Below are 25,996 nucleotides of genomic sequence, written 5' to 3' on the forward strand. Positions count from 1 at the left end.
AAATAGACATTTGTTATGCCAGGGGGTGACAAATGTCGATTTGCTTCCGACTCAGCGGCGCGGTTTGACCCGCGGTTTCGGTTTGCTGCCCTGCGTGGCGTTCAGGGCGAACGCCCAGCCCTCGAAGCCACCGGGCTTCGCGTACCGACTTGCCGGGCCGGTCTTGGAGAAGTGCCAACCGCCGCGCCTGCCGTTGGCGTTCCAATATCCCCAGAACGCGCGGCTTGGCGGGGTGCTGATGCACTTCTCGCGATAGTTCGGATCACCCTGGAGCGGGAGCTTCTCCGCACGCGCCGGACGCCCGTCGAGGCGGCACGCGAACGCCTTACCCTGCAGCCGGGTGCCTTTGACGGAGATCCCGGCGTGCTGGAGAACCTTGATCCCGGTGCGCTTCTTGACCTTGCCGGACTTCGTGAACTTCGCGGGTGCGCAGCGCACGATCGTCTTGCCGCTATGGCCGCGGAACTTGCCGAGCTTACGGAAGTCGACGACGACCGTGACGCCCTTGCGGCCCTTGCGGGTTTTCTTCTTGCACTTGCCGGCGTATCCCTTGCGAGCGCTCGTCGGCCGTACACGCGACAGCCCTGCCGCCGAGGCGGCCGAGTGACGCCGCACCCTGATGCTCGCTCTGCCCGTACGCGCGGCGGCCGCTCCGCGTACCGAGACGACTCGTCGGCCGGCCTTCGTCGCCCGCGGCACACGTACGCGCACGTCGATCCGCCCCTTGGCGTTCGCCCGTCCGTGCGTGCGCTGCTTTCCGGCGATCCGCACGTCGTACTTCTCGCCGGGCACCAGCCCGCCGGCACGTACGCGCAGGCGAGCGCCCGCGCGTACGCTGCGCCTGGCCGGGCGCACCGTGAACCGCTTCGCCTGCAGCTCGGTCAGCCCGAGCGTCGCCTGCGCGGTCGCCCGCCGCCACTGGTCGCGGGCGACCTTGGTGATGCCGGACTTCCTTGCGGTACGTAGGGCGTTGTCGTCGAACGCGACCGCGCCGATCTCCTTCGCGAGCGACGTGTCACCTGCCCGCCGCTTGGTCGCCTGCCGCGACGCGATCCACACGGCCGCGCGCCGGGCGGCCCTCGGGTGTCCGGTCTCGGCGAGTGCGTACGCCGCGAGTCCGGTGCTGTTGGAGTTCGCCGCTGCCGGGCTGCCGCTGCGGAACGCGCCGTTGGGCAGCTGCCGATCGCGAAGCCAGCCGGTCGCCTTGGCGATCGGCTTGCCGAGGCCGGCGACACCGTCGGAGCGAGCGGCGTCCATCGCGGCGACGGCGAGCGCGGTCGCATCGAGATCGGGCGCGCGGTTCGCGGGCTTGGCGGTCGAACAACGCAGCGTCGGGTTGGAGGCGGCGTCGTTGAACGCGATGCGGAAGAAGCCGCGCTGGCACTGCTGCTTGAGCAGGAAGCTCCGTACCGACGGGCTCGCTGCGTCTGCGGCCGCAAGACCACGCAACGCGTACGCCTGCCCGATCAGGTTGGAGAAGTCGTCGCCGGTCGACGTGTCGTCCTTGAGACGCCCCTTGTCGGCGCCTGCGGTGTCGACGAGGCCGGTCGCCCGCTCGACCAGGTTCACCCCGCCGAACGAGCGCGGCTTCGCGTGGGCAGACGTCGCCGCGACCAGCATCTTGGCCACCGAGCCCGCGTACGTACCGCCGGAACCGTCACCGATGTACGACGCGACGTCGGTGCGGAGCGCCCGGACGATGCGCTTACGCTTGGCCGGCTTCGCGTTGGCCTCGTCGAGCGCGAACAACGTGTCGATCGTCAACCCGTAGTCGTCGAAGTCGAACTGGCCGTTGTGGATCAGGCCGCCGGTCAGCTGACCGGCCTGCCAGCGGGCAGCCTGCTTGGCGGGCCCCGGCGCGTCCTTCGCGTACGCCGAGGGGGCGAGCGCGGTGCCGGCAACGGCGACCGCGGCCGCAATGCCGACCGCGGACGTACGGCGCCAGGTCGATCGAGTCATGGGGTCCTCTCCGCCGCTCAGGGCGGAGGACTCGCAGGGCGAGGGCTCCACCCTGTTCGTCGCGACAGCGTGTCGAGCGGATACGCACGCGACAGGTATCCCGGCTCGCCTTGCGGCTCACGGTTGCGCGACAGCGCCGGACTTGCACCGGCTTCCCCTGTGACGTGCGGCGTTCCTTTCGGAACCTACCGAATCTAACACGCGTCGGCGGCCTCCGCGCCCGCTCGGTGGTCGCTCTCACACTGCGTCACGAGCGCGGCGTCAGGGCACGCGGGCGGTCCACGCTTCGGTGCCGAACTTCTGCGCAACCAACCGCTCCGCCGCGGCGCTCGTCGCGTCGTCGAGGCCGACCTCGGTGAGGCCGTACTCGTTGCGGAAGTGCTCGACCATCGACTCGATGATCGCCTCCCGAGACAGACCCGTCTGCGAACGCAGCGGGTCGACGCGCTTGCGGGCACTCGAGACGCCCTTGCCCGACAGCTTCTCGCGCCCGATGCGCAGCACCTCGAGCATCTTCGTGACATCCATGTCGTACGACATCGTGACGTGGTGCAGCACGGCACCATTGGCGAGCCGCTTCTGTGCCGCGCCGGCGATCTTGCCCGCAGGCGAGGCGATGTCGTTGATGGGCACGTACGTGGCGTTGATGCCGAGCTCGCGGAGCGCGCCCAGCACCCAGTCGTCGAGGAACGCGTACGAGTCCGCGTACGAGAGCCCGTCGACCAGCGACGAGGGGACGTACAGGGAGTACGTGATGGTGTTGCCGGGCTCGACGAACATCGCGCCGCCACCCGACACCCGACGTACGACCGTGACGTCGTGTCTCTCGGCGGCCTCGAGGTCGACCTCGTTGGACAGGGACTGGAACGACCCGATGATGATCGCGTTCGACGCCCACTCCCAGACGCGTAGCGTCGGCTTGCGCAGACCATCGCCGACCTGGCGGGCGATCACCTCGTCGAGCGCCATCTGCATCTGTGGATGCTGGCGGCCGGTGTCGACCAACTCGAAGGCGTGGTCCTGCCAGGCGGTCGCCTGCCCCAACGCCCGGCGCACTGCGGTCGCGACGGACTTCGGCTCGAACCCCAGCATCACCGCCTCGGGCCCGGCTGCCTCCGCGACGACCGCTGTCAGCCCGTCGGCCGTGGTCGACGTCGACAGCCCGACCAGGCTCTTGTCGATGCGCTCGAGGGCGTCGTCGGGCTCGAGGAAGAAGTCGCCGGAGATCTGAACGTCGGTCAGCCGCCCAGCGTCGATCTGCAGATCGGCGACGACGAGCTTGCCGCCCGGAACCTTGTACTCACCATGCACACCAGTTCCAACACCGGCGCGCCGAATCTGTTCCCGCTCAGGCGACCCGGGGCGCCGGGAGCATGTGGAGCACCCGGTCACGGACGCGAGCAGCGCGTCCGCCGGCCAACGCGACGTTGGCCATCGCGATCGACCCGGCCACGTACCTGCGGGTGGTACGACGTCGGCGCCGGTCGTACTCCGCGAGCGCGTCCGGTACGGACCGCCCGACGAGCTCATCGACGAGACATGCGGCGTCGAGCAAGGCCTGGGCACCGCCCTGGCCAAGGTTCGGCGGCATCGCGTGCGCGGCGTCACCGACGAGTACGGCGTTCCCGTGCACGAACGACTTCGGCACGGGCCACAGGTGCTGCACCTCGTGGCGGAGCACGGCCTCATCCGTCGCGCTCTTCAGCAGCGCTCCGACCGGATCCGGCCAGCCCGCGTACCAGTCGCGCAGGTCGCCGACCGTCGGTCGCCGGTCGGTGCGCATCGCGGCGTACCAGTTGGTGGCGCCGTTCTCGATCGGCGTCACTCCGAACAGCTGTCGCGCACCCCAGAACTCTCCGTACGGGGTCAGTGTCCGTTCATCGGTGCCGCGTACCGCCCAGAAGCCACTTCGCCGCCGCGGGTCTCGGGCTCCGAACAGCTCGGTTCGTACCGTGCTGGAGATCCCGTCGGCGCCGACAACGACGTCGTAGGTGTCGGCGAGGCGCCCGACGTCGGGCGCCGCGTCGAGGTAGAGGTTGGCCCCGGCCGTACGCGCCGCGTCCACGAGCGCGTTCAGGATGCGTTCGCGCGAGATCAGCAGCACGCCCGTGCCACCGCCGCGCTCCATCGCCGTCGTGCGCAGCGTCAGCAGGTCGCGGCCGTCGGCGGACCGCAGTGCACCCCCCGGCTGCGGCACTGCGACCGCACGCAACGGTCCGCCGACGCCGATCCGGTCGAGCACGCGTACGGCATTCGGCCAGAGCCCGATGCCGGTACCGACCGCCTTGATCCGCGGCCACCGCTCGAACACGTCGACGTGCCCACCGGTGCCGCCGAACAAGGCGGCGACCGACAGGCCGCCGATGCCGGCGCCGACTACGGCGATGCGAAGCTGCCTCGGATCAGTCATGCGTTCCACTATAGATATAGTGGAACGCGATTGCGAGAGGATCCCGACATGAGCCCCGCCACATCCCGTCATCGCCCGGTCATCCTTGCCGCGGCCGTCGACGTACTGGCCGAGCAGGGCGTCCGCGGCCTGACCCATGCACGACTCGACGACCGCGCCGGCGTGCCGAGCGGCACGACATCGAACTACTTTCGTACGCGCGATGCCCTGCTGGGCGGCGTACTCGATCACCTGATCGCGCAGGACGAGGCGGCCGCCGCGACGGTCGGCGCCAACGGCAGACCGGTCCATGACCGCGAGTCGCTCACCGATCTGCTGGTCGCACTGGGCGAGCACCTGACCGGTCCGGCGAGGGCAAACACGCTGGCGCGATACGCCGTGTTCCTCGAAGCCGCGTCGCACCCCGAGCTCGCCACGAGGGTCGCCGAGGCGCGCCGCCGGCTGAACGCGCTCGCGGCCGAGGTCCTGACGGCCGCCGGGGCAAGCGACATCGACGTCGCGGGTCAGCGGATCACGGTCACCCTGGACGGCTATATCCTCGCCACGACCAGCCACGGCGCCGTCGACGCCACGCTCCGCGAGGTGCTCGAGCCCGCCGTCGCGGCGGCGTTCGACGTGCGCCGTTAGCGTCGCTCCAACGCGGCGAGCGTCTCGGACGTACCCGCGTCGACCTTGACGTCGGCGAGGTCGTCGCCGCGAGTCGCACCACGGTTCACGATCACGATCGGCTTGTCGGCCTTGCGTGCCTGGCGTACGAAGCGCAGACCGGACAGCACCTGAAGTGACGAGCCGGCGACCAGCAGCGCGTCGGCCGCATCGACCAGCTGCGCCGCCGCCGCGACCCGATCGCGCGGCACGTTCTCGCCGAAGAACACGACGTCCGGCTTGAGCACGCCTCCACACACCTCGCAGGCGGCGATGACGAAGCCGTCGACATCGTCGAGGACTGCGTCGCCGTCGGGCGCGATCTCGACGTCGCGCTCGGCGTACCCGGGGTTGAGCCGGGCGAGACGCTCGTGCAGGTCGGACCGACGCGACCGCGCACCGCAGCTCAGACAGACGACGTCGGCGATGCGCCCGTGTAGAGCGATCAGCCGGTCGTGACCCGCGGCCTCATGCAGCCCGTCGACGTTCTGGGTGATCAAGCCGGTGAGGTGGCCGCCGCGCTCCAGCCGACGCAGCGCGTGATGGCCAGCGTTGGGCGACGCCGCCGACATGTGGCCCCAGCCCACGTGCGCACGCGCCCAGTACCGCCGCTGCGCGGCCGGCCCCGACACGAAGTCCTGGTACGTCATCGGCTTGCGTGGTGGCGAGTCCGGGCCCCGATAGTCGGGGATCCCCGAGTCGGTGCTGATGCCCGCGCCGGTCAGGACGGCGAGCAGCCGACCGTCGAGTACGTCGCGCGCATGCCGCAATGCCTCCGCGGGCGACGTGGTTTCGAGCACCCCGCCAGCCTACGTCCGAGCACCAACGACGTACGACGGTTACGGTCGGCAGATGAGTGCCTCGGAGACCAGCACCGCACTGCGCAACCTGCTCGACGGACGTTGGGCCCACGTACGCGAGCGGGCGCGTTCGCAGCTCGCCGACCCAGCCCTGCTGCCCGACCCGACGCTCGACACCAGAGCCGCACGCGCCCGCGTGCTCGACCAGCTCCACGTCATCGCGAAAACCGGCTACCCGGCCGCGGGATTCAGCGCCGACCACGGCGGAGGCGGCGACATCGGCGCCAGCATCACGTCGTTCGAGATGCTCGCGTACGGCGACCTGTCGCTGATGGTCAAGGCCGGCGTGCAGTGGGGACTGTTCGGCGGCGCGATCGAGAACCTCGGCACCGAGCGGCACCACGACGCGTACGTGGGGTCACTCATCGACCTCGACCTGCTCGGCTGCTTCGCGATGACCGAAACGGGTCACGGCAGCGACGTACAGAACCTCGGAACGACAGCGACATACGACTCCGACACTGACGAGTTCGTGATCCACACGCCGGATCGCCTTGCCCGCAAGGACTACATCGGCGGTGCGGCACAGCACGCGACGATGGCGGCGGTGTTCGCACAACTCGTCACCGACGGCACGACACACGGAGTGCACTGCCTGCTGGTGCCGATCCGGGACGCAGAAGGCAGCGACCTGCCGGGCGTGACGACCTCCGACTGCGGGCACAAGGGCGGGCTCAACGGTGTCGACAACGGTCGGATCACCTTCGACCACGTACGCGTGCCGCGCGCTGCCCTGCTGAATCGCTACGCGGACGTCGCCGCCGACGGCACGTACTCATCGCCGATCGAGAATCCGTCACGGCGCTTCTTCACCATGCTGGGCACCTTGATCCGCGGCCGGGTCAGCGTCGCCGGAGCTGCAGGTGCCGGTGCTCGCGTCGCGCTGACGATCGCCACCGGGTACGCGAACGAGCGACGCCAGTTCCGCCGCCCCGACGACAGCGAGGTGGTGATCCTGGACTACCTGGCCCATCAACGTCGTCTGCTGCCACTGATCGCACGCTCGTACGCCCTGCAGTTCGCCCAGAACGAGCTCGTATCTCGACTGCACGACATCGAGAGCGCCGACCATCCCGACCCGCACGCGCAGCGCGAGCTGGAAGGCCGCGCGGCGGGTATCAAGGCGGTAGCGACCTGGCATGCGACGCGGACGATCCAGGAATGCCGCGAGGCATGCGGCGGCGCAGGCTATCTGAGCGAGAACCGGCTCACGACGCTCAAGGCCGACACCGACGTGTTCACCACCTTCGAGGGCGACAACACCGTGCTGATGCAGCTGGTGGCGAAGGAGCTGCTCACCGCGTACGCGGCCGACGTCGGCGGACTCGACGTGCTGGGCATGGTGCGCTTCGCGACACGTACGGTCGCGGACGTCGTCGTGGAGCGTACGGCGGCGCAGCAGGTGATCCAGCGGCTCGTCGACGCGGTCTCCTCGGACGACGAGGAACACGACCTACTCGAGCGCGGCACCCAGCTGGAGATGTTCGAGGACCGCGAGCGGCACGTGCTCGAGACCGTCGCGCGGAGGCTGCGCCGCGCGAAGGACCGCGATCCCGACGAGGCGTTCGCGATCTTCAACTCCGCGCAGGACCACGTCATCCGGGCCGCGCGCGCCCACGTCGACCGGATCGTGCTCGAGGCGTTCGTGGCGGCGGTCGACCGGTGCACCGACGACGAGACGCGGACGCTGCTCGACTCCGTCTGCGACCTGTACGCCCTCTCGGTGATCGAGGACGACAAGGCGTGGTTCATGGAGCACAAACGGTTGTCGGCGGGACGCGCGAAAACCCTTACGGCATCGGTCAACCAGCTGTGCGAGCAGCTGAGGCCGCACGCACTGACGCTCGTCGAAGCGTTCGGCATTCCCGACGAGCTCCTCGGTGCCGAGATCGTGCGCGCCTAGTGCACTGGTAGTCAGTCGATCGGGCGTTCCTTCGCGCCCAGCCGCCGCGGCTTGCGCATGATGATCGGCGGCGTCTCCCCGACGATCGCGTTGTGGTTGCGATGCCAGAACAGGTAGCGCGAGCTCAGGTTGATGATCGTTGCGAGCCGGTTGCGGTTGCCCAGCAGGTAGTACACGTGGAGCACGATCCACGAGACCCAGGCTATGAAACCCGTCAGCCGCGGTCCGTGGTTGATATCGGCCACCGCGGCGCTGCGACCTATCGTCGCCATCGTTCCCTTGTCGCGATAGACGAACGCCTTTGCCTCCTTGCCCGACTCCAGCCGCCCGATGGTCTTGGCTGCGTGCTTGCCGCCCTGGATCGCCGGCGGCGAGAGCTGGGGAAGCGGTGTTGGCGTCAGGGCGATGTCGCCGACGGCGAACACCCGGTCGCTGCCGCGTACGCGAAGGTCGTAACCGGTCTCGATGCGGCCGCCGCGACCTTGCGGTACGTCCCAGTTCGCGACGGCGTCGTGCACCGTGATGCCGCTCGCCCAGACCACGATGCCCGCCGGCAGGAACTCGTCGTCGTCCAGAACCACACCGTCCTTGCGTACCTCCTTGACCGAGGTGCCCAGGCGCAGGTCGACGCCGCGCTTCTCCAGCGCCTTGCGGGCGTACCTCTGCAGGCGGGGGTGGAACGGCCCGAGCACGTTCGGCAACATCTCGACGAGCGTGATGTGCACGCGGTCGGTATCGAGCTCGGGGTACGTCACGGGCAGGTCCGTGTTGCGCATCTCGGCGAGCGCTCCGGCGGTCTCGACGCCGGTCGCGCCACCGCCGACCACGATGACCCGTAGATCCTCCTCCTGGCCGTTGATCGCGGCATCCTCGAGGTTCTCGAACATCCGGTCGCGGACGGCGAGCGCCTGGCTGCGCCGGTAGAGCGGCATCGAGTACTCCTCGGCACCCGGAATGCCGAAGAAGTTCGCCGTCACGCCCGTCGCGATGATCAGGTAGTCGTACGCGACCGACTGCCCGCCGTCGAGCTCGATCGACTGTGCCTCGTGGTCCATACGCAGCACGGTGCCCTTGATGTAGTGGACGTTGTCCTGCTTCGAACGGACCGAGCGCAGGAACCACGTGATGTCGCCGGGGTTGAGGGTCGCCGTCGCCACTTGGTAGAGCAGCGGCTGGAACGTGTTGTACGTATGCCGATCGATCAGCGTGATGTCGACATCGGCGCGGCGGAGCTTTCGTACGGCTGAGAGCCCGCCGAAGCCGCCTCCGACGACCACGACGTGGGGACGGTCGGTGCGGGTTGCCTCGTTCGCGTCCATGCTACGAACCTACTGCGATCGGGGCCGTTATGTCGTCGCCCGACCGCCCGTTGTCTGCCGGATCACGTGTCTGCTCGATCACGCTGATGGTGGGGTGGAATCTCATGCGTTCGATGCTGCTCCCCGCGTACGCGCGTGCCCTCCCGCGCACGGACCAGCCGGCTCGCTCGCGGGTGGCAGGGCCCTCGCGGCGACGCTAGGGTCTTGGCCATGTTCGGCCTGCCGGTGACGCGCAAGCACGCCATCTGGTTCGGTGCCGGCGTGCTCGTGCTGCTGCTGATCGCGGTGGTCGTGCTGATGCGGCTGTCGACGCCCGCGGAGGGTCGGCTGAAGCACGACGACACCCTGCAGACGACCAGGATCGACAAGGTCTGGCGGCAGGAGTTGCCCAGGGCCGATCGCTGCCTGGTGATCCGGCTCAAGGCCGACATCACCGGCAATGCGCGGCCGACGTGGGGGCTGACCGGCGCCGTCACGGTCTGGGAGCACCTGCGGGTGCACGACGCCACGCTGGGCGTCGAGGCTCAGGTACTTCGCGAGGACGGAGAGTGCGGCGACCCCATCGCGATGGACGGCGTCGCGTTCCGCTTGCTGCGGAAGGCCGAGGACGGCACTCTGCAGAGGATGGGGCAACTCGGCGGAAGGTTCGGCAAAGGTCGGTACGGCAACAGCATCAACGAGGGTTTCGTCGGCCGACTCGCCGGCGGCACCCATGATCGGGGCGACAGCTACCAGGCGACGCTCGGCGTGTACGTCGACCCCGACTGGGACGAGCACGACAACGTCTCGGGCGATGTTCCGGCGGTCACGGACACCTTCGAGCTGCCGATCAGCGACGCCGACTAGCGGAACACGACCGTCCGGCTGCCGTTGAGCAGGACGCGGTTCTCGGTGTGCCAGCGCACCGCCCGCTGTAGCGCGAGCCGCTCGACATCGTGGCCGACGTCGACGAGCTGGGTCGGGCTCATCGAATGGTCGACGCGGGCGATCTCCTGCTCGATGATCGGGCCCTCGTCGAGGTTCGCGGTGACATAGTGCGCGGTCGCCCCGACCAGCTTCACGCCGCGGGCATGCGCCTGGTGGTACGGCCGGGCGCCCTTGAAGCTCGGCAGCATCGAGTGGTGGATGTTGATCGCGCGCCCCGCCAGGTCGTCGCACAGCTGCGGACTGAGGATCTGCATGTAGCGGGCGAGCACGACCAGGTCGATGCGCTCATCGGCGATGACCTGGCGCAGCCGGTCCTCCGCCTGCGCCTTGGTGTCGGACGTGACCGGGACATGGTGGAACGGGATGCCGTAGTTCGCGGCGAGCGGCGCGAAGTCCGGGTGGTTCGAGACGATCGCGGGGATGTCGACGTTGAGCTGCCCGATGCTCGTCCGAAACAGCAGGTCGTTGAGGCAGTGTCCGAACCTGCTGACCAGCAGCAGTACCCGCGACCGATAACCCGCATCTTGCAACAACCACGTCATGCCGAACCGGGTACCGACCGACGCGAACGCGGCGCGTACCTCGTCGACGGTCAGCTCGCGGTCGCGTGCGTCGTGTACGTGCACCCGCATGAAGAACCGGTCGGCCGCCTCGTCGAGGAACTGCTGGCTCGCGAAGATGTTGAAGCCCTCGTCCATGAAGTGCTTCGAGACGGCGAAGACGATGCCGGGCACGTCGGGACAGGACAGCGTCAGCACGTAACCCTTGCGCTCCGGCGCCTCACTCATGCTGGCCCGCCGCCTTCGGCCGCGATCGGAAGTACGCGTTGGCCGACGGCCGGAACACGAGCACGATCACCGCAACGGCGGCCGCGATCGTCGGGATCCCGGCGATGGTCGCGATCGCCGACACCACGATCGCGATGCCTGCAAGCACGACGAGCACGATCCGGGCGGTGTTCGATCTGCGCAGCATCAACAGCGCGGCTCCGAGTGCGGCGACGGACAGCACGAGCAGCGCCGCCATCGTGTAGACGACGGCTCGACCAAGGGTCTCGGCCGACCAGCCGAGATCCTCGATCTGCGGGTTGTCCTCGAGGGTCGGCTGGCTGAGCAGCTCGCGGCCGAGATCACCGGGCGACGCCGCGTACCCCGCCACCACGATCGCGGCGACCAACGCGACGAGACCGGAAATGATCGCCGCGGTCAGTACGGCCGCGAGCACCGTGCCGGGGAGCCGGGTCGTACGCGCCGGCGGCGGGACAGCAGCGTACGGTTGCGCGCCGGCGTACGGCGGGCGGCGGGCGTACGGCGGTGGCTGCGGGCTCCCGAACGGAACGTCGGCGGGGCGTGGCTCGTACGCGGGCGGCTGCTGCTCGGGCGGTGCCTGCTCCGTCGCGGCGTGTGCGGGCGGCGCGGCATTCGCAGCTTCGGTCGCCTGCTCCCGCTCGGCACGCCGGGCCGCCTTCTCCGGGTTGAACCACTCGTTCGACTCGCGCGACCACAGCAGGATGACGCAGCCGACCGCCATCGCGGCGGGAAGCAGCCCGGTCAGCCCCGCCGGGACGAACGCCAGGCTGCTCACTCCCGACACCACGGTCAGTCCGATGCGCGCACCGCGATGTCGGCGAGCCGCGTAGACCGCCAGGATGACCGCCGCGACGGCGATCGCGGCACCGGCCATCAGGCCGAGCCGCAGCCATTCGAGCACCTGCGACGTCTGCAGGTCGTACGTCGACAGCGGCGGCTCGTCGATGACCTGTTCGACCTGCGTGCGCAGCTCCGCGGGCACCCAGTCGGCCAGCATGACGGTGAAGCTGATCAGCACGACGAGCGAGCCGACGCCGGCCAGCAGGCAGGCCATGGTGACCTTCTGCGGGCGCGGCGCACTGCTCGTCATGCTGCTATCCCACCATGCCGGGCGACGCGCAGACGGCGCCGGTCCGCGGCGTACGCACCGATGGACCTTTACCATGTAAACATGGTAAAGGTCCACTTTGCACGGAGAACTCGCCATGCAAGGCGGATGTTTACCATGTTTACATGGTAAACGTACGCCCGCAGCGAGCCCCGCGAATCAGCCGCGCGTACGCACCGACAGCGCGTCGGCCGGCTCGTCGAGGTCCACCACGACCGTGTCGCCGTCGTGCACCTCACCCGACAGCAGCTCGCGGGCGAGCTGGTCGCCGATCGCCTGCTGCACGAGTCGACGCAGCGGCCGCGCGCCGTACGCCGGGTCGTACCCGGTGACCGCGAGCCATTCGCGGGCCGCGCCGGTGACCTCGAAGCTGGATCCGACGCGACTCGAGTCGCTTCGCCAGAGCGTCGACCTGCAGGTCGACGATCCGAGTGAGGTCCTCGGTGCCGAGGGTGTCGAACGTGACGATCTCGTCGAGCCGGTTCAGGAACTCCGGCTTGAACGTGGTGCGCACGATTTCCATCACCGCATCGCGCTTGGCCTTCTCGTCCAGTGACGGATCGGCCATGAACGCCGAGCCGAGGTTGGACGTCAGGATCAGGATCACGTTGCGGAAGTCGACCGTGCGCCCCTGGCCGTCGGTCAGCCGACCGTCGTCGAGGACCTGCAGCAGGATGTCGAAGACCTCGGGGTGCGCCTTCTCGACCTCGTCGAGCAGCACCACGGAGTACGGCCGGCGGCGTACCGCCTCGGTCAGCTGACCGCCCTCCTCGTGGCCGACGTACCCGGGCGGCGCGCCGACGAGCCGAGCGACCGAGTGCTTCTCGGAGTACTCGCTCATGTCGACACGTACGATCGCGCGCTCCTCGTCGAACAGGAACGCAGCGAGCGCCTTCGCCAGCTCGGTCTTGCCGACGCCGGTAGGCCCGAGGAACAGGAACGAACCGGTGGGCCGGTCCGGGTCGGAGATGCCGGCGCGCGAGCGGCGGACAGCATCGGAGACCGCTTGTACGGCGGACTTCTGACCGATGAGCCGGGTGCCGAGCTCGTCCTCCATCCGCAGCAGCTTGCCGGTCTCGCCCTCCAGCAGGCGGCCGGTCGGGATGCCGGTCCAGGACGCGATAACCTCGGCGATCTCGTCGGCTCCGACCTCCTCGTGCACCATCAGATCGGCGCTGTCGGCCGTCTCCGCCTCCTGAGCGTCGGCGAGGGCCTTCTCCATCTGCGGGATCTCGCTGTAGAGCAGCCGACTGGCGGCCTCGAAGTCGCCCTCGCGCTGTGCACGCTCGGCGGACCCGCGTACCTCGTCGATACGCTCCTTGATCTCGCCGACACGGTTCAGGCTCTCCTGCTCGCGCTCCCATCGCGTCTCCAGGGCACGCAGTCGCTCCTGCTGATCGGCCTTCTCCGCACGCAGCTTCTCGAGTCGCTCGCGACTCGCGTCGTCCTGCTCGCGCTCGAGGTGCATCTCCTCCATCGTCAGCCGGTCGACCGAGCGACGAAGCTCGTCGATCTCGACCGGGCTGGAGTCGATCTCCATCCGCAGCCGGCTGCTCGCCTCGTCGATCAGGTCGATCGCCTTGTCGGGAAGCTGCCGGCCGGGGATGTAGCGGCTCGACAGGGTCGCTGCCGCCACGAGGGCGGTGTCGGCGATCTCCACCTTGTGGTGCGCCTCGTACTTCTCCTTCAGACCTCGCAGGATCGCGATGGTGTCCTCGACACTCGGCTCACCCACGTACACCTGCTGGAAGCGCCGTTCGAGCGCGGCGTCGGCCTCGACGTTCTCGCGGTACTCGTCGAGCGTCGTCGCTCCGATCAGGCGCAGCTCGCCACGCGCGAGCAGGGGCTTGAGCATGTTGCTCGCGTCCATCGAGCTGTCGCCGGTCGCTCCGGCACCGACCACGGTGTGCAGCTCGTCGATGAACGTGATGACCTGCCCGTCGGACTCCTTGATCTCGGCCAGCACCGCCTTCAGCCGCTCCTCGAACTCGCCGCGGTACTTCGCGCCGGCCACCATCGCGGCCAGGTCGAGCGAGATCAGCCGGCGTCCGCGCAGCGACTCCGGTACGTCGCCCGCGACGATGCGCTGGGCGAGCCCCTCGACGACGGCGGTCTTGCCGACGCCGGGCTCGCCGATCAGTACGGGGTTGTTCTTCGTACGCCGGCTGAGCACCTGCACCACGCGACGGATCTCGGAGTCACGGCCGATCACCGGGTCGAGCTTGCCTTCGCGGGCCTGCTCGGTGAGGTCGACGCCGTACTTCTCCAGCGCCTGGTAGGTGTCTTCGGCGTCCTGGCTGGTCACCCGCCGCGAACCGCGTACGCTCGCGAACGCCGCCTGGAGCGCATCGGCGCTCGCCCCGGCGCCGTCGAGGATCGCCTTCGCGGCCGAGTCGACGGTCGCGAGCCCGACCATCACGTGCTCGGTCGAAACATAGTCGTCGCCCAGCTCGCTCGCGAGGTCCTGCGCGCGCTGCAGCGACTCCAGCGTGGCGCGTGCGTACCCGGGAGCTTGGACGCTCGGGCCGGACGCGGCGGGCAGCTTGGTCAGCTCGGTCTTCACAGCGGCTGCGACCGCCGACGGATCGGCGCCTGCCGCCTGCAGCAGGGGTACGGCGGTGCCGCCGTCCTGGCCGAGCAGGGCGCCGAGAACGTGCAAGGGATCGACGGCGGGATTGCCCGCGGCACCGGTCGCCTGGATGGCGTCGGCCAGCGCCTGCTGGGTGCGGGTGGTGAGCTTGGATGCGTCCATGTACGTCTCCGCAGTGTCGAATTGTTCGCTCGGCTTCGCACTCGCGAAGTGGTGCGAGCGGTTTCATCCGGTTCAACGTCAACTAACTTGAGTCCATTCCACTCAACTTCAGATCTCTTCCGATTTCTCGCCGCGCTGCGCTCAACGTGACGCGACCCACGTGGTCCACGGTATGAGATCCCTTGGAGTGCCGTCGACCTCAGAGTTAGCGTTACCTAAGACGAGTGAATCTATTCACGAAGGAGCGGCACATGCCGAACGCGCTACGCGTCGCCGTCATCGGCTCCGGCCCGGCCGGCATCTACGCCGCCGACGCGCTGGTGAAGTCCGATGCCGAGGTCACGGTCGACATCCTCGAGCGCGACCCCGCGCCGTACGGGCTGATCCGCTACGGCGTCGCACCCGACCACCCGCGGATCAAGGAGATCGTCAAGGCGCTGCGCAAGACGCTGTCGAACCCCCAGATCCGGTTCCTCGGCAACGTCGCGTACGGCACAGACCTCAAGCTCGACGACCTGCGCCAGTTCTACGATGCCGTCGTGTTCGCGACCGGCGCGCGTACCGACCGGGCGCTGGACATCCCCGGCGTCGACCTGCCGGGCAGCCACGGCGCCGCCGACTTCGTTTCTTGGTACGACGGACACCCCGACGTACCGCGCGAGTGGCCGCTGACCGCCGAGTCGGTCGCGGTCCTCGGCGCCGGCAACGTCGCACTCGACGTTGCCCGCGTACTTGCCAAGACCGCCGACGAGCTGAGCACGACCGAGATCTCCGACAACGTGTACGAAGGTCTCGCGGCCAACCGGGCCAAGGACGTGCACGTCTTCGCTCGCCGCGGCCCGGCCCAGGTGAAGTTCACCCCGATGGAGCTGCGCGAGCTCGGACACTCCCCGAACGTCGACGTGATCGTGCACCCCGAGGGCTTCGAGCTCGACGAGGGGAGCATGGAGGCCATCCGGGCGAGCAAGTCGGTCAAGCTCGTGGTCGACCGGCTGCAGAACTACGTCGCGAGCGAGCCGGCCGGCAAGCCGCACCGCCTGCACATCCACTTCTGCGAGTCTCCCACCGAGATCCTCGGCGACTCGTGCGTCACCGGCCTGCGTACCGAGCGCACGGAGCTCACCGGCGACGGCAACGTCCGCGGCACGGCCACGTACACCGACTGGGATGTGCAGGCCGTCTATCGCGCGGTCGGCTACCTGAGCTCACCGCTCGCCGACGTGCCGTTCGACCACCGCGCCGGTGTCGTACCGAACGACGGCGGGCGCGTGCTCGACCTCGATGGCGATGCGCTCCCCGGCGCGTACGTGACGGGCTGGATCAAGCGCGGCCCGGTCGGCCTGATCGGCCACACCAAGAGCGACGCCGCCGAGACGGTGGCGAAGCTGCTCGAGGACGCGACGACGTTGGCCGCGCCGGAACACGCCGACCCCGACGCCGTCACCGCGCATCTGGCCGGGCGCGGTGTCGCGTACACGACCTGGGCGGGCTGGGAGAAGCTCGACGCGCACGAGGTCGCACTCGGTGAGGCCGAGGGCCGCGAGCGGAAGAAGGTTGTCGCGCGCGAGGACATGGTCGGTATCTGCACCGACTGACCGCGGTATCCACGCTCGCCGTCTCCGAGACGACGTCGCGTACGCGGTTCTCCCGCTGGCGGCGGCCGGCCTGACGTTCGGAGCCTGGTACACCGTCTCCGCCCTCCAATAGCGCGACCCGCCGGTCCTCACCCACGCCCGGGGTAGCGCCGGACCACGGGGACGGCAGATGATACGAGGCACGGACCACCCTGCAGCTGGAGGAACATGTTCTATCCCCTGACGGTGCGCGATTTCCTCGATCGTGCGGAGACCGTCTACCCGGATCGAGTCGCCGTCGTCGACGAGCCCAGCCAGCCCGCCGAGTCGTGGGGAAGCGTCACGTACGCGGAGCTCGCCCGACGCGCCCGCGCGCAGGCGGCCAACCTCGACCGCCTCGGCGTGCCGGTCGGCGGGCGGGTCGCGATCGTGTCGCACAACTCCGCGCGCTTGCTGACGTCGTTCTTCGGCGTCTCGGGCTGGGGACGAGTGCTCGTGCCGATCAACTTCCGACTCGCACCCGCCGAGGTGAAGTACATCGTCGAGCACTCCGGAGCGGATGTGCTGGTGGTCGACCCCGAGCTACGTACCCTGCTCGAGACCGTCAAGGCCGACCACACGTTCGTGCTCGGCGAGGACGACGCCGAGATCTGGGGCGGCGACGCCGACCCGGCCGCGTGGGAGGGCGACGAGCAGGCCACGGCCACGATCAACTACACCTCGGGCACCACGGCGAGGCCGAAGGGCGTGCAGCTGACGCACCGAAACCTGTGGGTCAATGCGACGACGTTCGGCTGGCACGCGACGGTCACGGACAACGACGTGTACCTCCACACGTTGCCGATGTTCCACGCCAACGGGTGGGGCATGCCGTACGCCGTCACCGGAATGGGAGCCGAGCACGTCGTACTCCGGAAGGTCGACGGCACCGAGATCCTCGCGCGCATCGAGGAGCACGGCGTGACGATGCTGTGCGCCGCACCCGCCGTCGTCACGGCGGCGCTCGACGGCGCGAAGACGTGGGAGGGCGAGGTGCCCGGTCGCGACCGCGTACGCATCATCGTGGCGGGCGCACCCCCACCCACCCGCACGATCGAGCGGGTACGCGAGGAGCTCGGCTGGGAGTTCATCCAGATCTACGGACTGACCGAGACCTCGCCGCTGCTCACCATGAGCCGGATGCGGTCCGAGTGGGACGGGCTCGACCCACACGAGCAGGCCAAGCTCCTCGGCCGTGCCGGCGCGCCCGCGATCGGCGTCCGCATCGCCACCGACGACGACGGCGAGGTGCTGTCGCAGTCGAACGTCAACCTGCAGGCGTACTGGAAGAATCCCGACGAGACCGAGCGGGTCCAGGCCGGCAACTGGTTCCACACCGGCGACGGTGGCGTCTTCGAGGACGGCTACCTGACGATCGCCGACCGCAAGAAGGACGTCATCATCTCCGGCGGCGAGAACGTCACCTCGATCGAGGTCGAGGACGCGATCAACTCCCATCCGGCCGTACGCGAGGTCGCGGTGATCGGCGTACCGGACGAGAAATGGGGCGAGATGGTCACGGCGTTGGTCGTCACCGAGGGAGGCGACGTGACCGAGGGCGAGATCATCGCGCACTGCCGGGAGTACGTCGCCGGCTACAAGTGCCCGAAGCGGGTCGAGTTCCGCGAAGAGCTGCCCCGGACGGCGACGGGCAAACTGCAGAAGTTCAAGCTGCGCGAGCCGTACTGGAAGGACCAGGGCCGCCAAATCCACTGAGGAGACTTGCTCCAAGCAAGTCACAGGGCGGTAAGTCGTCGTACTTCCGGCCGACCCTGTACGACGTCGCCGCCCGGGCTCGCCGCGGCGTGGGACGAATGGGCGGTACGCGTACGCGTCAAGGCCTGGGAGCCGCGTCGGCTCATCGCGGTCGTCTAGTGTCGCTCGTCAGCTCAGGAGTGCGACCTGCACGGAGCACGCCACGTCGTCGCCCGCCGTGTCCGGCAGCTTCTTGGCCCTGAACTCGGTCGACTCGCCGCTCGGTACGTCGGTCACGGTGATCTCACGTGCCCGCCCGCTCGCGGCGTCCGGCGGCGCGACGACGATGGTGACCCGGAAGTCTGCGGGGTCGGACTCGGTGTTGGTGAGCGTGCCGGTAGCCGACCAGGCGCCCGCGTCGTCGGCCGCGCAGTCGAACGCCGTGAGGCTGCCCGGCGACGCGACGCCACCCGCGACCCTGGGCGGTCCGGACTCGGATTCGGACTTCGGCGAGCCGCTCGGCGTCGATGCTGGATCGTCGGGTTCGTCGCCGGCCGAGCTGGTGCATGCGGTGAGCGCAGCGGCGAGCATCGCCGCCGCCGCGAGACCCCGCCCGATCGCCATGTGTCCATCTCATCACGCGCGCGCGGACGTACGGCGGAGGCAGGCCGAGGTCGGATTCTCGACGTTGGGAGCCGGTCAGCGCCTACGCCGCCACACCACGACGTGCTGCGCCGCGGTCGATGCGGGGACGGGGAGGTTCGGCGTCGACGCGAGCGCGTTGTGCGCCGCCGCGAGATCCGACTCGAGCGACGCGACGCGATCCTGCAGCACACGTACGGTGTGCTGGAGCTCGAAGTACGCGCTTCACACCCTCCAGGCCGAGGCCCTCCGCGGTGAGCCGTGCGACATCACGCAGCAGCTCGATGTCGCTGAGCGAATACCTCCGGCCGCCGCCGCCGGTACGACCGGGGCTCACGATGCCCAGCCGGTCGTACGTGCGCAGCGTCTGCGGGTGCAGCCCGGACAGCTCGGCAGCAACGCTGATCACGAAGACCTTCGCCTCGGGCCCTGGCGGGATGAACTCGCTCATGAGGCACCGGCCCCGAACAGATCGGCCCGCGGGTCTTCACCCTTGCGGGCGTCACGGTACGCCTGCACCGCGGCCTGTTCGTCGTCACCGAGCTTGGACGGAACGACCACTTCGACGGTGACGAGCAGATCTGCCCTCGTGCCGTCCTTGCGCGGCGCGCCCTTGCCCTTCGCCCGGAACGTACGTCCGTTGGGCGTGCCCGCCGGGAGCTTCAGCGACACCGGCCCGCCCTGCAGCGTCGGGACCTTGATCGTGGTGCCGAGCGCGGCCTCGTCGAACGTGACCGGCACCGTGATCGTGAGGTTGTCACCCTTGCGGCCGAACAGCTTGTGCCCGGCAACATGCACAGTGACGTACAGGTCGCCCGCCGAACCACCGCGCTCGCCGGCCGCGCCCTTGCCGCGCAGCCGGATGCGCTGGCCGTCCTTCACACCGGCCGGGATGCGTACCTGCATCGTGCGACTCGACGAGCCGCGCCCCGACCCGTGACAGGTCGGGCAGGGATCGTCGACGACCATGCCGCGACCGCGGCAGACCGTGCACGGCTCCGTCATCGAGAACACGCCACCGGCGGCACTCGTCTGCATGCCGCTGCCGTCGCAGTTCGGACAGACATGCGGCACCGTGCCCGCCCGAGCACCGGTGCCGTGACACGACGGGCACGGCTCGTCGCTCGTCATCCGCAGCGGGACGGTCACGCCGTCGACGGCCTGCTCGAAGCTGATGCTCGCCTCGGTCTCGACGTCGGCTCCCCGCCGGGGCGGCGCCGACGTCCGCGTACGCGTCGTGCCGCCGCCACCGCCGAAGATGCCCCCGAAGAGGTCGGAGATGTCGAAACCGCCGGAGCCACCGCCTCCCGGGGACCCGAAGCCGCCACCACCGGACCGTTGACCGCCGAATCCGGCGAACAGCGACCGCTGCTCGTCGTACTCCTTGCGCTTCTCGGGTGAGGAGAGCACGGAGTACGCCTCGGAGACGGCCTTGAACTTGTCCTCGGCCTTGGCGTTGTCGGGGTTGGAGTCGGGGTGGTTCTCGCGGGCGAGCTTGCGGTATGCCTTCTTGATCTCGTCGGTCGACGCGTCCTTCTCGACGCCGAGGATCTTGTAGAAGTCCTTCTCGACCCACTCACCGTTGCTCACGATCCACCTCCCTGCTCAGTATCGAAGAGCCCTCGCTCATTGTCTCCTGGTCGCGCTCGTCGACCCGCTCGTTCCTCGCTCTCTCCTCGCCACTCATTCCTGCGGCGCCACGACGAGTACACGCGCAGGCCGCAGCACCCCGTCGCCGATGCGGTAGCCGAGCTGCACGACCTTGCTGACGCTCGGCTCGGTGGCGTCCTCGGAGTGCTCCAGGTGCAGCGCCTCGTGGATCATCGGGTCGAACGGCTCGCCTTCGGCGCCGAACGCCTCCAGCCCGAACGACCGGGTCACCTGCTCGATCGACTCGGCAACGGCCTTGAAGCCGCCATCGAGCTCGTCGTGCTCGCGGGCCCTGTCGATGTCGTCGAGTACGGGAAGCAGCTGGGTGATGACCCTGGCCACCGCGCGCTCGTGATCGGCCTTGCGGTCACGGTCGACGCGCCGCTTGTAGTTGACGTACTCCGCCTGTAGTCGCTGCAGGTCGGCCGTACGCTCGGCGAGCTGTTGCTCGACCGACGGCGGCTCCGGCTCGGGTGCCGGCGCCTCCGGCTCGACGCCCTCGGCGGGCGCCGCGTCGTGGCCGGGGTCGGGCGGCGCCTCCGCGCCGGCCGACTCCTCTGGCGTCTGCTCGGGTCCCGGCTGGGTCACTTCTGCTCACCCTCGCCGGAGTCGTCGTCGACGATCTCGGCGTCGACGACGTCTTCGTCGGCGCTCTCGCCGGACGCCTCGCCCGATGCCGCACCGGCACCCGCGGCGTCTCCCGCAGCGCCCTGCTCGGCGTACATCGCAGCGCCCATCTTCTGGCTCGACTCACCGAGCTTGGTGACGGCCGACTTGACGGCCTCGATGTCGTCGCCGTTCAGCGCCTCCTTGAGCGCGTCGACATCGGTCTTCACCTCGGTCTTCACGTCGTCGGAGATCTTGTCGTCGTTCTCGGCGACGAACGTCTCCGTCGAGTGGACGAGCGTGTCGGCCTGGTTACGGACCTCGACGGCCTCCTTCGCCAAGCGGTCTTCCTCGGCGTACTGCTCGGCGTCCTTGACCATGCGGTCGATGTCGTCCTTGCTCAGCGCCGAGCCGCCGGTGATCGTCATCGACTGCTCCTTGCCCGTGCCGCGGTCCTTCGCGGAGACGTGCACGATGCCGTTGGCGTCGATGTCGAAGGTGACCTCGATCTGAGGCACGCCGCGCGGTGCGGGCGGCAGGCCGGTCAGCTCGAAGGTGCCGAGCTGCTGGTTGTGCGCCGCCATCTCGCGCTCGCCCTGGTAGACCTGGATCGCGACGGACGGCTGGTTGTCGTCGGCCGTCGTGAACGTCTCCGAGCGCTTGGTCGGAATCGTCGTGTTGCGCTCGATCAGCTTCGTCATCACACCGCCCTTGGTCTCGATGCCGAGCGACAACGGCGTCACGTCGAGCAGCAGGACGTCCTTGACCTCACCCTTGAGCACACCGGCCTGCAGGCTCGCGCCGACCGCGACGACCTCGTCGGGGTTGACGCCCTTGTTGGGCTCCTGGCCACCGGTCAGCTCGCGTACGAGATCGGCGACGGCGGGCATCCGGGTCGAGCCACCGACGAGCACGACGTGCTTGATGTCGCCGAGCTTGATGCCGGCGTCCTTGATCACGTTGTGGAACGGCGCCTTCGTACGCTTCGAGCAGGTCGCTCGTGATGCGCTCGAACTCCGAGCGGGTCAGCGACTCGTCGAGAAACAGCGGGTTCTTCTCGGCGTCGACGGTGATGTACGGCAGGTTGATCGACGTCGACTGGCTGCTCGACAGCTCGATCTTGGCGCGCTCGGCGGCCTCGCGTACGCGCGGCATCGCCATCTTGTCCTTGGTCAGGTCGATGCCGGTGCTCGCCTTGAACTTCTCGACGACCCAGTCGACGACCTTCTGGTCCCAGTCGTCGCCGCCGAGGTGGTTGTCGCCGCTGGTCGCCTTGACCTCGACGACACCCTCACCGATCTCCAGCAGGGACACGTCGAACGTGCCGCCGCCGAGGTCGAAGACGAGGATGGTCTGCTCGGCGTCGCCCTTGTCGAGGCCGTACGCGAGCGCTGCCGCGGTCGGCTCGTTGATGATCCGGCTGACGTTGAGGCCGGCGATCTCGCCGGCCTCCTTGGTGGCCTGGCGCTGGGCGTCGTTGAAGTACGCGGGCACGGTGATCACGGCGTCGGTCACCGGCTCACCGAGGTACGCCTCGGCGTCGCGCTTCAGCTTCTGCAGCACGAATGCGGAGATCTGCTGCGCCGTGAAGTCCTTGTCGTCGATCTTGACGTTCCAGTCGGTGCCCATATGGCGCTTGACCGACCGGATCGTACGGTCGACGTTCGTGACGCCCTGCCGCTTGGCTACCTCACCGGTGAGCACCTCACCGGTCTTGGTGAACGCAACGACCGACGGGGTCGTACGCGACCCCTCGGCGTTCGCGATGACGGTGGGCTCGCCACCTTCGAGTACGGCGACGACCGAGTTGGTCGTACCGAGGTCGATTCCGACCGCACGGGCCATGGGTTCCTCCTGCATACTGGGGCGCTGGTCATCAGCGCCGAGTGGTGTTCTTGCGTCTCGGGTGCTCAAGGCGAGCGCGGCTGCGCAGTCGCCGGCAGATCCCTTGAGTCTGTCGTTATCAACTTAGCGGACGACGCAAGTATTCCCAGGTCCGGGGCCCGTACGTAGCAGAGTTCGCGGACTTTTCGGTCGTACGCGACGCGTACAGCACCGAAAAGTCCGCGAACTCCTGCGCATGGATCAGCCCGGCACCGCGGCGAACGTGCCCGGCTCGTACGCGCCGCCCTTCGTGCGGGTGGTCACGAGGAGTCGGTTGGCGGCATTGATCATGGCGACGACGTACACCAGGGCGGTCAGCTGCTCGTCGTCGTAGTGCTCGCGAACCGCTGCCCAGGTCTCGTCGGAGACGCCGGTGTCGGCGTCGGCGAAGCGCGTACCCTCCTCCGTCAAGGCAAGCGCCGCGCGTTCGGCGTCGGTGAACACGGTCGACTCGCGCCACGCGGCCACCAGGTTGATCCGCACCGCAGGTTGGCCCGCGGCCGCCAGCTCCTTGGCGTGCGCGTCAACGCAGAAGCCGCAGCCGTTGAGCTGGCTGGCGCGCAGCTCGACGAGCTGCATCGTCGACGCCGGCAGCGCCGACCGCATGATCACCATGCTCATGTTGGCGAACTGCTTGCCGAGCTCTGCGCCGAGCTCGTTGTCGTTCAGGTCGAAACGGGGTTCCATCAGGTCGTCCTCACTCCTCGGTTTGCATCGAACGACCACAAGACGGTGGCGACCGGGGCGGCGTAACAATCCGTCGGGGGTGACGTACGCCATGCCTGGTCGGTGTTACACAGGGGCGAGCCTCGGCGTCTTGTGCACGACAGTCGAAGAGAAGGGCGGAGCCGGCATGGACAGCGAACAACCGCAGCCAGCTGCCACCGAAGCGTTCGTCACGCACCGGAACCTGCTGTTCACCGTCGCGTACGAGATGCTCGGCTCGGCGGCCGACGCCGAGGATGTACTTCAGGAGACCTGGCTGCGGTGGGCGAGTGTCGACCTCGCGACGGTCCGAGATCCGCGCGCGTACTTGGTCCGGATCGCCACCCGCAGGGCGCTCGATCACCTGCGCACGCTCGGTCGGCGAAAGGAGTCCTACGTCGGCCCGTGGCTGCCTGAGCCGTTGCTCACCGCACCCGACGTGGCCGAGGACGTCGAGCTCGCCGAGCACGTTTCGATGGCGATGCTGCTGGTGATGGAGACCCTCGCCCCGATCGAGCGGGCGGTGTTCGTGCTGCACGAGGTATTCGAGTTCGGCTACGACGAGATCGCCGACGCCGTCGACAGGACGCCCGGCGCAGTCCGGCAGCTCGCGTATCGGGCACGGGTGCACGTCAGCGCCCGCCGGCCGCGCGGCGAGGCGTCCCGAGCGAAGACTCGCGCAGCGCTCGAGGCATTCCGGCGGGCAGTGGCGACCGGGGAGCTGCAGCCCCTGCTCGACGTGCTCGCCCCCGATGTCGTCCTGCTCACCGACGGCGGCGGAGTTGCGCAGGCCGCGCTCGCTCCCGTCGTCGGTGCCACGGCCGTTGCCGACGTGCTGACGGCGGGCCGCCCCAACCTCGCCGAGAGGTCACTGGTGGCCGCCCACGTCAACGGCCACCCGGCTCTGGTCATGCAGCTCGAGGGCGAGGTCGACTCCGTGCTGGCCGTGCGCATCGACGACGGACTGGTCACCGGGTTGTACGTCGTACGCAACCCGGAGAAGCTGTCGCGGGTAGAGCGCGAGACCGCCGTGGGCCGCTGACGTAGGGCCCCCCTGGGCCGCACGCTATTGCGGGACGCGCCGGCGTGTCTCCGCACGGACGTGCGGCTCACGGAGGTTGCTCGTACTGACGATCGCCAGCACCACGATGCCGAGTCCGAGCCCGACCACCATCCACCACACACCCCGCTCGGCACTCGTGTACGCGCGGCCGTCGGCGGCGACCGAGCCCACGATGGTCCCGGAGATCGCGACACCCAAAGTGGTGCCGGTCTGCCGGCCGACCGAGGCCAACGACGCGGCGACCCCGGCCATCGAGCGAGGCATCGCGGCGACGGCGGTGTTGGTGATCGGCGGGTTGACCATCGCGAGGAAGACGCCGAACAGCAGGGACGTCGCGAGCACCGCCGCCAGCGGTGTCGCGGGTCCGACCCGAAGCGATGCTGCACCGCCGGCGGCCAACGCGGCGCCCGCGATCACCAGCGGCACCCGCGGGCCGCGCGTTCCGACGATCCGACCGGCGAACGGGGAGAGCACCACGACGACCAGCCCGAGCGGGAGGAGACACAGGCCGGCCGCGAGCGCCGACAGGTCGCGTACCTCCTGCAGGTACAGGGTCGTGACGAACAGGTACGCCCCGAACCCACACAGTGCGAGCATCGCCATCAGGATGGCCGAGCTCAGCGGCACGCTGCGGAAGAGGCGCAGTTCCAACAGCGGCTCGGCGCGGCGCGGCTCGTACGCGACGATGCCGACGACGCCGAGTGCGGAGACGGCGAGCAGGCCGACGATGACCGGAGAGGTCCAACCGAACCGACCCGACTCGATGGTCGCGCTCACCACGCCGCAGAGCACCAGGGCGACGAGCGTCTGACCTACCGGGTCGAACCGCCGAGCGCGCCCGGCGCGCGACTCCGGCACGTACAGCGCGGTGCACACGATCGCGGCGACCACGATCGGCACATTCACCCAGAAGACGAACCGCCAGCCGAGCCCCTCGACGATGACGCCGCCGACGATCGGGCCGAGCACCAGCGCCAGGCCCGTCATGGAGCCGAACACGCCGATCGCCCGCGCGCGCTCCGCCGCATCATGGAACGTCGACGCGATGATGGCGATCGCCACCGGGTTCAGCATCGTGCCGCCGACGGCCTGCAGCGCACGCGCGGCGATCAACCACCCGATGCTCGGCGCCAGGCCGCAGAGCATCGAGCCGAGCCCGAAGACCGCGAGCCCGATCTGGAACGTACGCCTGCGGCCGACCCGGTCACCGGTGGATCCGCCCAACACCAGGAAGCTCGCCAGCACGAGGGTGTACGCGTCGACGACCCATTGCAGCCCGGACACCGAGGCATGCAGGTCGCGCCGGATCGCCGGCAGCGCGACGTTGACGACCGAGATGTCCATCACCACCACGACGATGCTCACGCAACAGATCGCGAGCACCAGCAGTCGGCGCCGCCGGTCGAGCTCTCCGGATGCGTCGCTCCTCATCGTCGAAGTCATGGT

The 25,996-nt window shown here is 69.1% G+C and carries 19 protein-coding genes, 2 pseudogenes and 1 riboswitch; of the genes and pseudogenes, 6 read left to right on the forward strand and 15 right to left on the reverse strand.

Annotated elements, in window-relative coordinates; translation table 11 throughout:
• Positions 1-51: 51 nt before the first annotated feature.
• The 3 genes from L0C25_RS08215 to L0C25_RS08225 form a co-directional block, all read right to left on the reverse strand.
• Positions 52-1,959: a prenyltransferase/squalene oxidase repeat-containing protein gene (locus L0C25_RS08215; RefSeq protein WP_271635986.1), complete on the reverse strand. Its 1,908-nt coding sequence runs from the start codon at positions 1,957-1,959 to the stop codon at positions 52-54.
• Positions 1,960-2,032: 73 nt separating this feature from the next.
• A riboswitch (cobalamin riboswitch) is annotated at positions 2,033-2,163 on the reverse strand.
• A gap of 57 nt (positions 2,164-2,220) precedes the next feature.
• A complete protein-coding gene (locus L0C25_RS08220) occupies positions 2,221-3,270 on the reverse strand; it encodes a lipoyl protein ligase domain-containing protein (protein ID WP_271635987.1) in 1,050 nt (349 codons plus the stop codon).
• 37 nt (positions 3,271-3,307) lie between these two features.
• Positions 3,308-4,369: an FAD-dependent monooxygenase gene (locus L0C25_RS08225; RefSeq protein ID WP_271635988.1), complete on the reverse strand. Its 1,062-nt coding sequence runs from the start codon at positions 4,367-4,369 to the stop codon at positions 3,308-3,310.
• Positions 4,370-4,417: 48 nt separating this feature from the next.
• On the opposite strand from L0C25_RS08225, the gene L0C25_RS08230 reads away from it, so the two are divergent.
• Positions 4,418-4,996, forward strand: coding sequence for a TetR/AcrR family transcriptional regulator (locus L0C25_RS08230; protein WP_271635989.1), 579 nt, complete (start codon positions 4,418-4,420; stop codon positions 4,994-4,996).
• Here the strand turns inward: L0C25_RS08230 and L0C25_RS08235 are convergent.
• A complete protein-coding gene (locus L0C25_RS08235; RefSeq protein ID WP_271635990.1) occupies positions 4,993-5,814 on the reverse strand; it encodes an NAD-dependent protein deacetylase in 822 nt (273 codons plus the stop codon). The two genes, L0C25_RS08230 and L0C25_RS08235, sit on opposite strands and share 4 nt — an antisense overlap.
• A 52-nt stretch (positions 5,815-5,866) precedes the next feature.
• Here L0C25_RS08235 and L0C25_RS08240 point away from each other — a divergent pair, with 52 nt between their 5' ends.
• Positions 5,867-7,777, forward strand: a complete 1,911-nt coding sequence (locus tag L0C25_RS08240; protein WP_271635991.1) for an acyl-CoA dehydrogenase family protein — start codon at positions 5,867-5,869, stop codon at positions 7,775-7,777.
• An 11-nt stretch (positions 7,778-7,788) separates the two neighbouring features.
• Here L0C25_RS08240 and L0C25_RS08245 read toward each other — a convergent pair whose 3' ends face one another.
• A complete protein-coding gene (locus L0C25_RS08245; protein ID WP_271635992.1) occupies positions 7,789-9,096 on the reverse strand; it encodes an NAD(P)/FAD-dependent oxidoreductase in 1,308 nt (435 codons plus the stop codon).
• Between the two features lie 210 nt (positions 9,097-9,306).
• Here L0C25_RS08245 and L0C25_RS08250 point away from each other — a divergent pair, with 210 nt between their 5' ends.
• Positions 9,307-9,942, forward strand: coding sequence for a hypothetical protein (locus L0C25_RS08250; RefSeq protein WP_271635993.1), 636 nt, complete (start codon positions 9,307-9,309; stop codon positions 9,940-9,942).
• Here L0C25_RS08250 and purU read toward each other — a convergent pair.
• The 3 genes and pseudogenes from purU to clpB form a co-directional block, all read right to left on the reverse strand.
• Positions 9,939-10,811, reverse strand: coding sequence for a formyltetrahydrofolate deformylase (gene purU / locus L0C25_RS08255; RefSeq protein ID WP_271635994.1), 873 nt, complete (start codon positions 10,809-10,811; stop codon positions 9,939-9,941). The genes L0C25_RS08250 and purU overlap by 4 nt on opposite strands.
• Entirely contained in the window at positions 10,804-11,922 is a 1,119-nt protein-coding gene (locus L0C25_RS08260) for a hypothetical protein (RefSeq protein WP_271635995.1), read from the reverse strand. The genes purU and L0C25_RS08260 overlap by 8 nt, the downstream gene beginning before the upstream one ends.
• Positions 11,923-12,099: 177 nt before the next feature.
• Positions 12,100-14,692 (reverse strand): annotated as a pseudogene (gene clpB, locus L0C25_RS08265) (ATP-dependent chaperone ClpB).
• Between the two features lie 251 nt (positions 14,693-14,943).
• On the opposite strand from clpB, the gene L0C25_RS08270 reads away from it, so the two are divergent.
• Together L0C25_RS08270 and L0C25_RS08275 are read left to right on the forward strand one after the other, a co-directional pair.
• The gene (locus L0C25_RS08270) at positions 14,944-16,287 is read left to right on the forward strand and encodes an FAD-dependent oxidoreductase (RefSeq protein WP_271635996.1); all 1,344 of its coding nucleotides are present in this window, start codon (positions 14,944-14,946) and stop codon (positions 16,285-16,287) included.
• 207 nt (positions 16,288-16,494) lie between these two features.
• Positions 16,495-18,021 carry an AMP-binding protein gene (locus L0C25_RS08275; protein ID WP_271635997.1) on the forward strand — a complete coding sequence of 509 codons (1,527 nt, stop codon included), beginning with the start codon at positions 16,495-16,497 and terminating at the stop codon, positions 18,019-18,021.
• Positions 18,022-18,189: 168 nt separating this feature from the next.
• On the opposite strand, the gene L0C25_RS08280 is transcribed toward L0C25_RS08275, so the two are convergent.
• From L0C25_RS08280 to L0C25_RS08305, 6 genes and pseudogenes are all read right to left on the reverse strand, one after another.
• Entirely contained in the window at positions 18,190-18,624 is a 435-nt protein-coding gene (locus L0C25_RS08280) for a hypothetical protein (RefSeq protein WP_271635998.1), read from the reverse strand.
• Positions 18,625-18,706: 82 nt separating this feature from the next.
• The gene (locus L0C25_RS23970) at positions 18,707-19,093 is read right to left on the reverse strand and encodes a heat shock protein transcriptional repressor HspR (protein ID WP_408641676.1); all 387 of its coding nucleotides are present in this window, start codon (positions 19,091-19,093) and stop codon (positions 18,707-18,709) included.
• A complete protein-coding gene (dnaJ, locus tag L0C25_RS08290; RefSeq protein WP_271635999.1) occupies positions 19,090-20,232 on the reverse strand; it encodes a molecular chaperone DnaJ in 1,143 nt (380 codons plus the stop codon). Before dnaJ ends, L0C25_RS23970 begins: the two co-directional genes overlap by 4 nt.
• 93 nt (positions 20,233-20,325) lie before the next feature.
• Positions 20,326-20,880, reverse strand: a complete 555-nt coding sequence (gene grpE, locus L0C25_RS08295) for a nucleotide exchange factor GrpE (protein WP_271636000.1) — start codon at positions 20,878-20,880, stop codon at positions 20,326-20,328.
• Positions 20,877-22,743 (reverse strand): annotated as a pseudogene (gene dnaK / locus L0C25_RS08300) (molecular chaperone DnaK). The gene grpE and the pseudogene dnaK overlap by 4 nt, the downstream one beginning before the upstream one ends.
• 240 nt (positions 22,744-22,983) lie before the next feature.
• The gene (locus tag L0C25_RS08305) at positions 22,984-23,469 is read right to left on the reverse strand and encodes a carboxymuconolactone decarboxylase family protein (protein WP_271636001.1); all 486 of its coding nucleotides are present in this window, start codon (positions 23,467-23,469) and stop codon (positions 22,984-22,986) included.
• Positions 23,470-23,635: 166 nt separating this feature from the next.
• Between L0C25_RS08305 and L0C25_RS08310 the strand changes: the two genes are divergently transcribed.
• The gene (locus tag L0C25_RS08310) at positions 23,636-24,529 is read left to right on the forward strand and encodes an RNA polymerase sigma-70 factor (protein WP_271636002.1); all 894 of its coding nucleotides are present in this window, start codon (positions 23,636-23,638) and stop codon (positions 24,527-24,529) included.
• A 24-nt stretch (positions 24,530-24,553) separates the two neighbouring features.
• Here the strand turns inward: L0C25_RS08310 and L0C25_RS08315 are convergent, their stop codons facing one another.
• Positions 24,554-25,993, reverse strand: coding sequence for an MFS transporter (locus L0C25_RS08315; protein WP_271636003.1), 1,440 nt, complete (start codon positions 25,991-25,993; stop codon positions 24,554-24,556).
• Positions 25,994-25,996: the final 3 nt, after the last annotated feature.

Origin of the sequence: Solicola gregarius (assembly GCF_025790165.1) — a bacterium.
Taxonomy (GTDB): domain Bacteria; phylum Actinomycetota; class Actinomycetes; order Propionibacteriales; family Nocardioidaceae; genus Solicola; species Solicola gregarius.

Excerpts from the sequence above, each read along its gene's own strand:
- L0C25_RS08215 (WP_271635986.1), bottom strand. The coding sequence starts at position 1,959 with ATGACTCGATCGACCTGGCGCCGTACGTCCGCGGTCGGCATTGCGGCC.
- L0C25_RS08225 (WP_271635988.1), bottom strand. The coding sequence starts at position 4,369 with ATGACTGATCCGAGGCAGCTTCGCATCGCCGTAGTCGGCGCCGGCATC.
- L0C25_RS08230 (WP_271635989.1), top strand. The coding sequence starts at position 4,418 with ATGAGCCCCGCCACATCCCGTCATCGCCCGGTCATCCTTGCCGCGGCC.
- L0C25_RS08240 (WP_271635991.1), top strand. The coding sequence starts at position 5,867 with ATGAGTGCCTCGGAGACCAGCACCGCACTGCGCAACCTGCTCGACGGA.
- L0C25_RS08245 (WP_271635992.1), bottom strand. The coding sequence starts at position 9,096 with ATGGACGCGAACGAGGCAACCCGCACCGACCGTCCCCACGTCGTGGTC.
- L0C25_RS08250 (WP_271635993.1), top strand. The coding sequence starts at position 9,307 with ATGTTCGGCCTGCCGGTGACGCGCAAGCACGCCATCTGGTTCGGTGCC.
- purU (WP_271635994.1), bottom strand. The coding sequence starts at position 10,811 with ATGAGTGAGGCGCCGGAGCGCAAGGGTTACGTGCTGACGCTGTCCTGT.
- L0C25_RS08260 (WP_271635995.1), bottom strand. The coding sequence starts at position 11,922 with ATGACGAGCAGTGCGCCGCGCCCGCAGAAGGTCACCATGGCCTGCCTG.
- L0C25_RS08270 (WP_271635996.1), top strand. The coding sequence starts at position 14,944 with ATGCCGAACGCGCTACGCGTCGCCGTCATCGGCTCCGGCCCGGCCGGC.
- L0C25_RS08275 (WP_271635997.1), top strand. The coding sequence starts at position 16,495 with ATGTTCTATCCCCTGACGGTGCGCGATTTCCTCGATCGTGCGGAGACC.
- L0C25_RS08280 (WP_271635998.1), bottom strand. The coding sequence starts at position 18,624 with ATGGCGATCGGGCGGGGTCTCGCGGCGGCGGCGATGCTCGCCGCTGCG.
- L0C25_RS23970 (WP_408641676.1), bottom strand. The coding sequence starts at position 19,093 with ATGAGCGAGTTCATCCCGCCAGGGCCCGAGGCGAAGGTCTTCGTGATC.
- L0C25_RS08305 (WP_271636001.1), bottom strand. The coding sequence starts at position 23,469 with ATGGAACCCCGTTTCGACCTGAACGACAACGAGCTCGGCGCAGAGCTC.
- L0C25_RS08310 (WP_271636002.1), top strand. The coding sequence starts at position 23,636 with ATGGACAGCGAACAACCGCAGCCAGCTGCCACCGAAGCGTTCGTCACG.
- L0C25_RS08315 (WP_271636003.1), bottom strand. The coding sequence starts at position 25,993 with ATGACTTCGACGATGAGGAGCGACGCATCCGGAGAGCTCGACCGGCGG.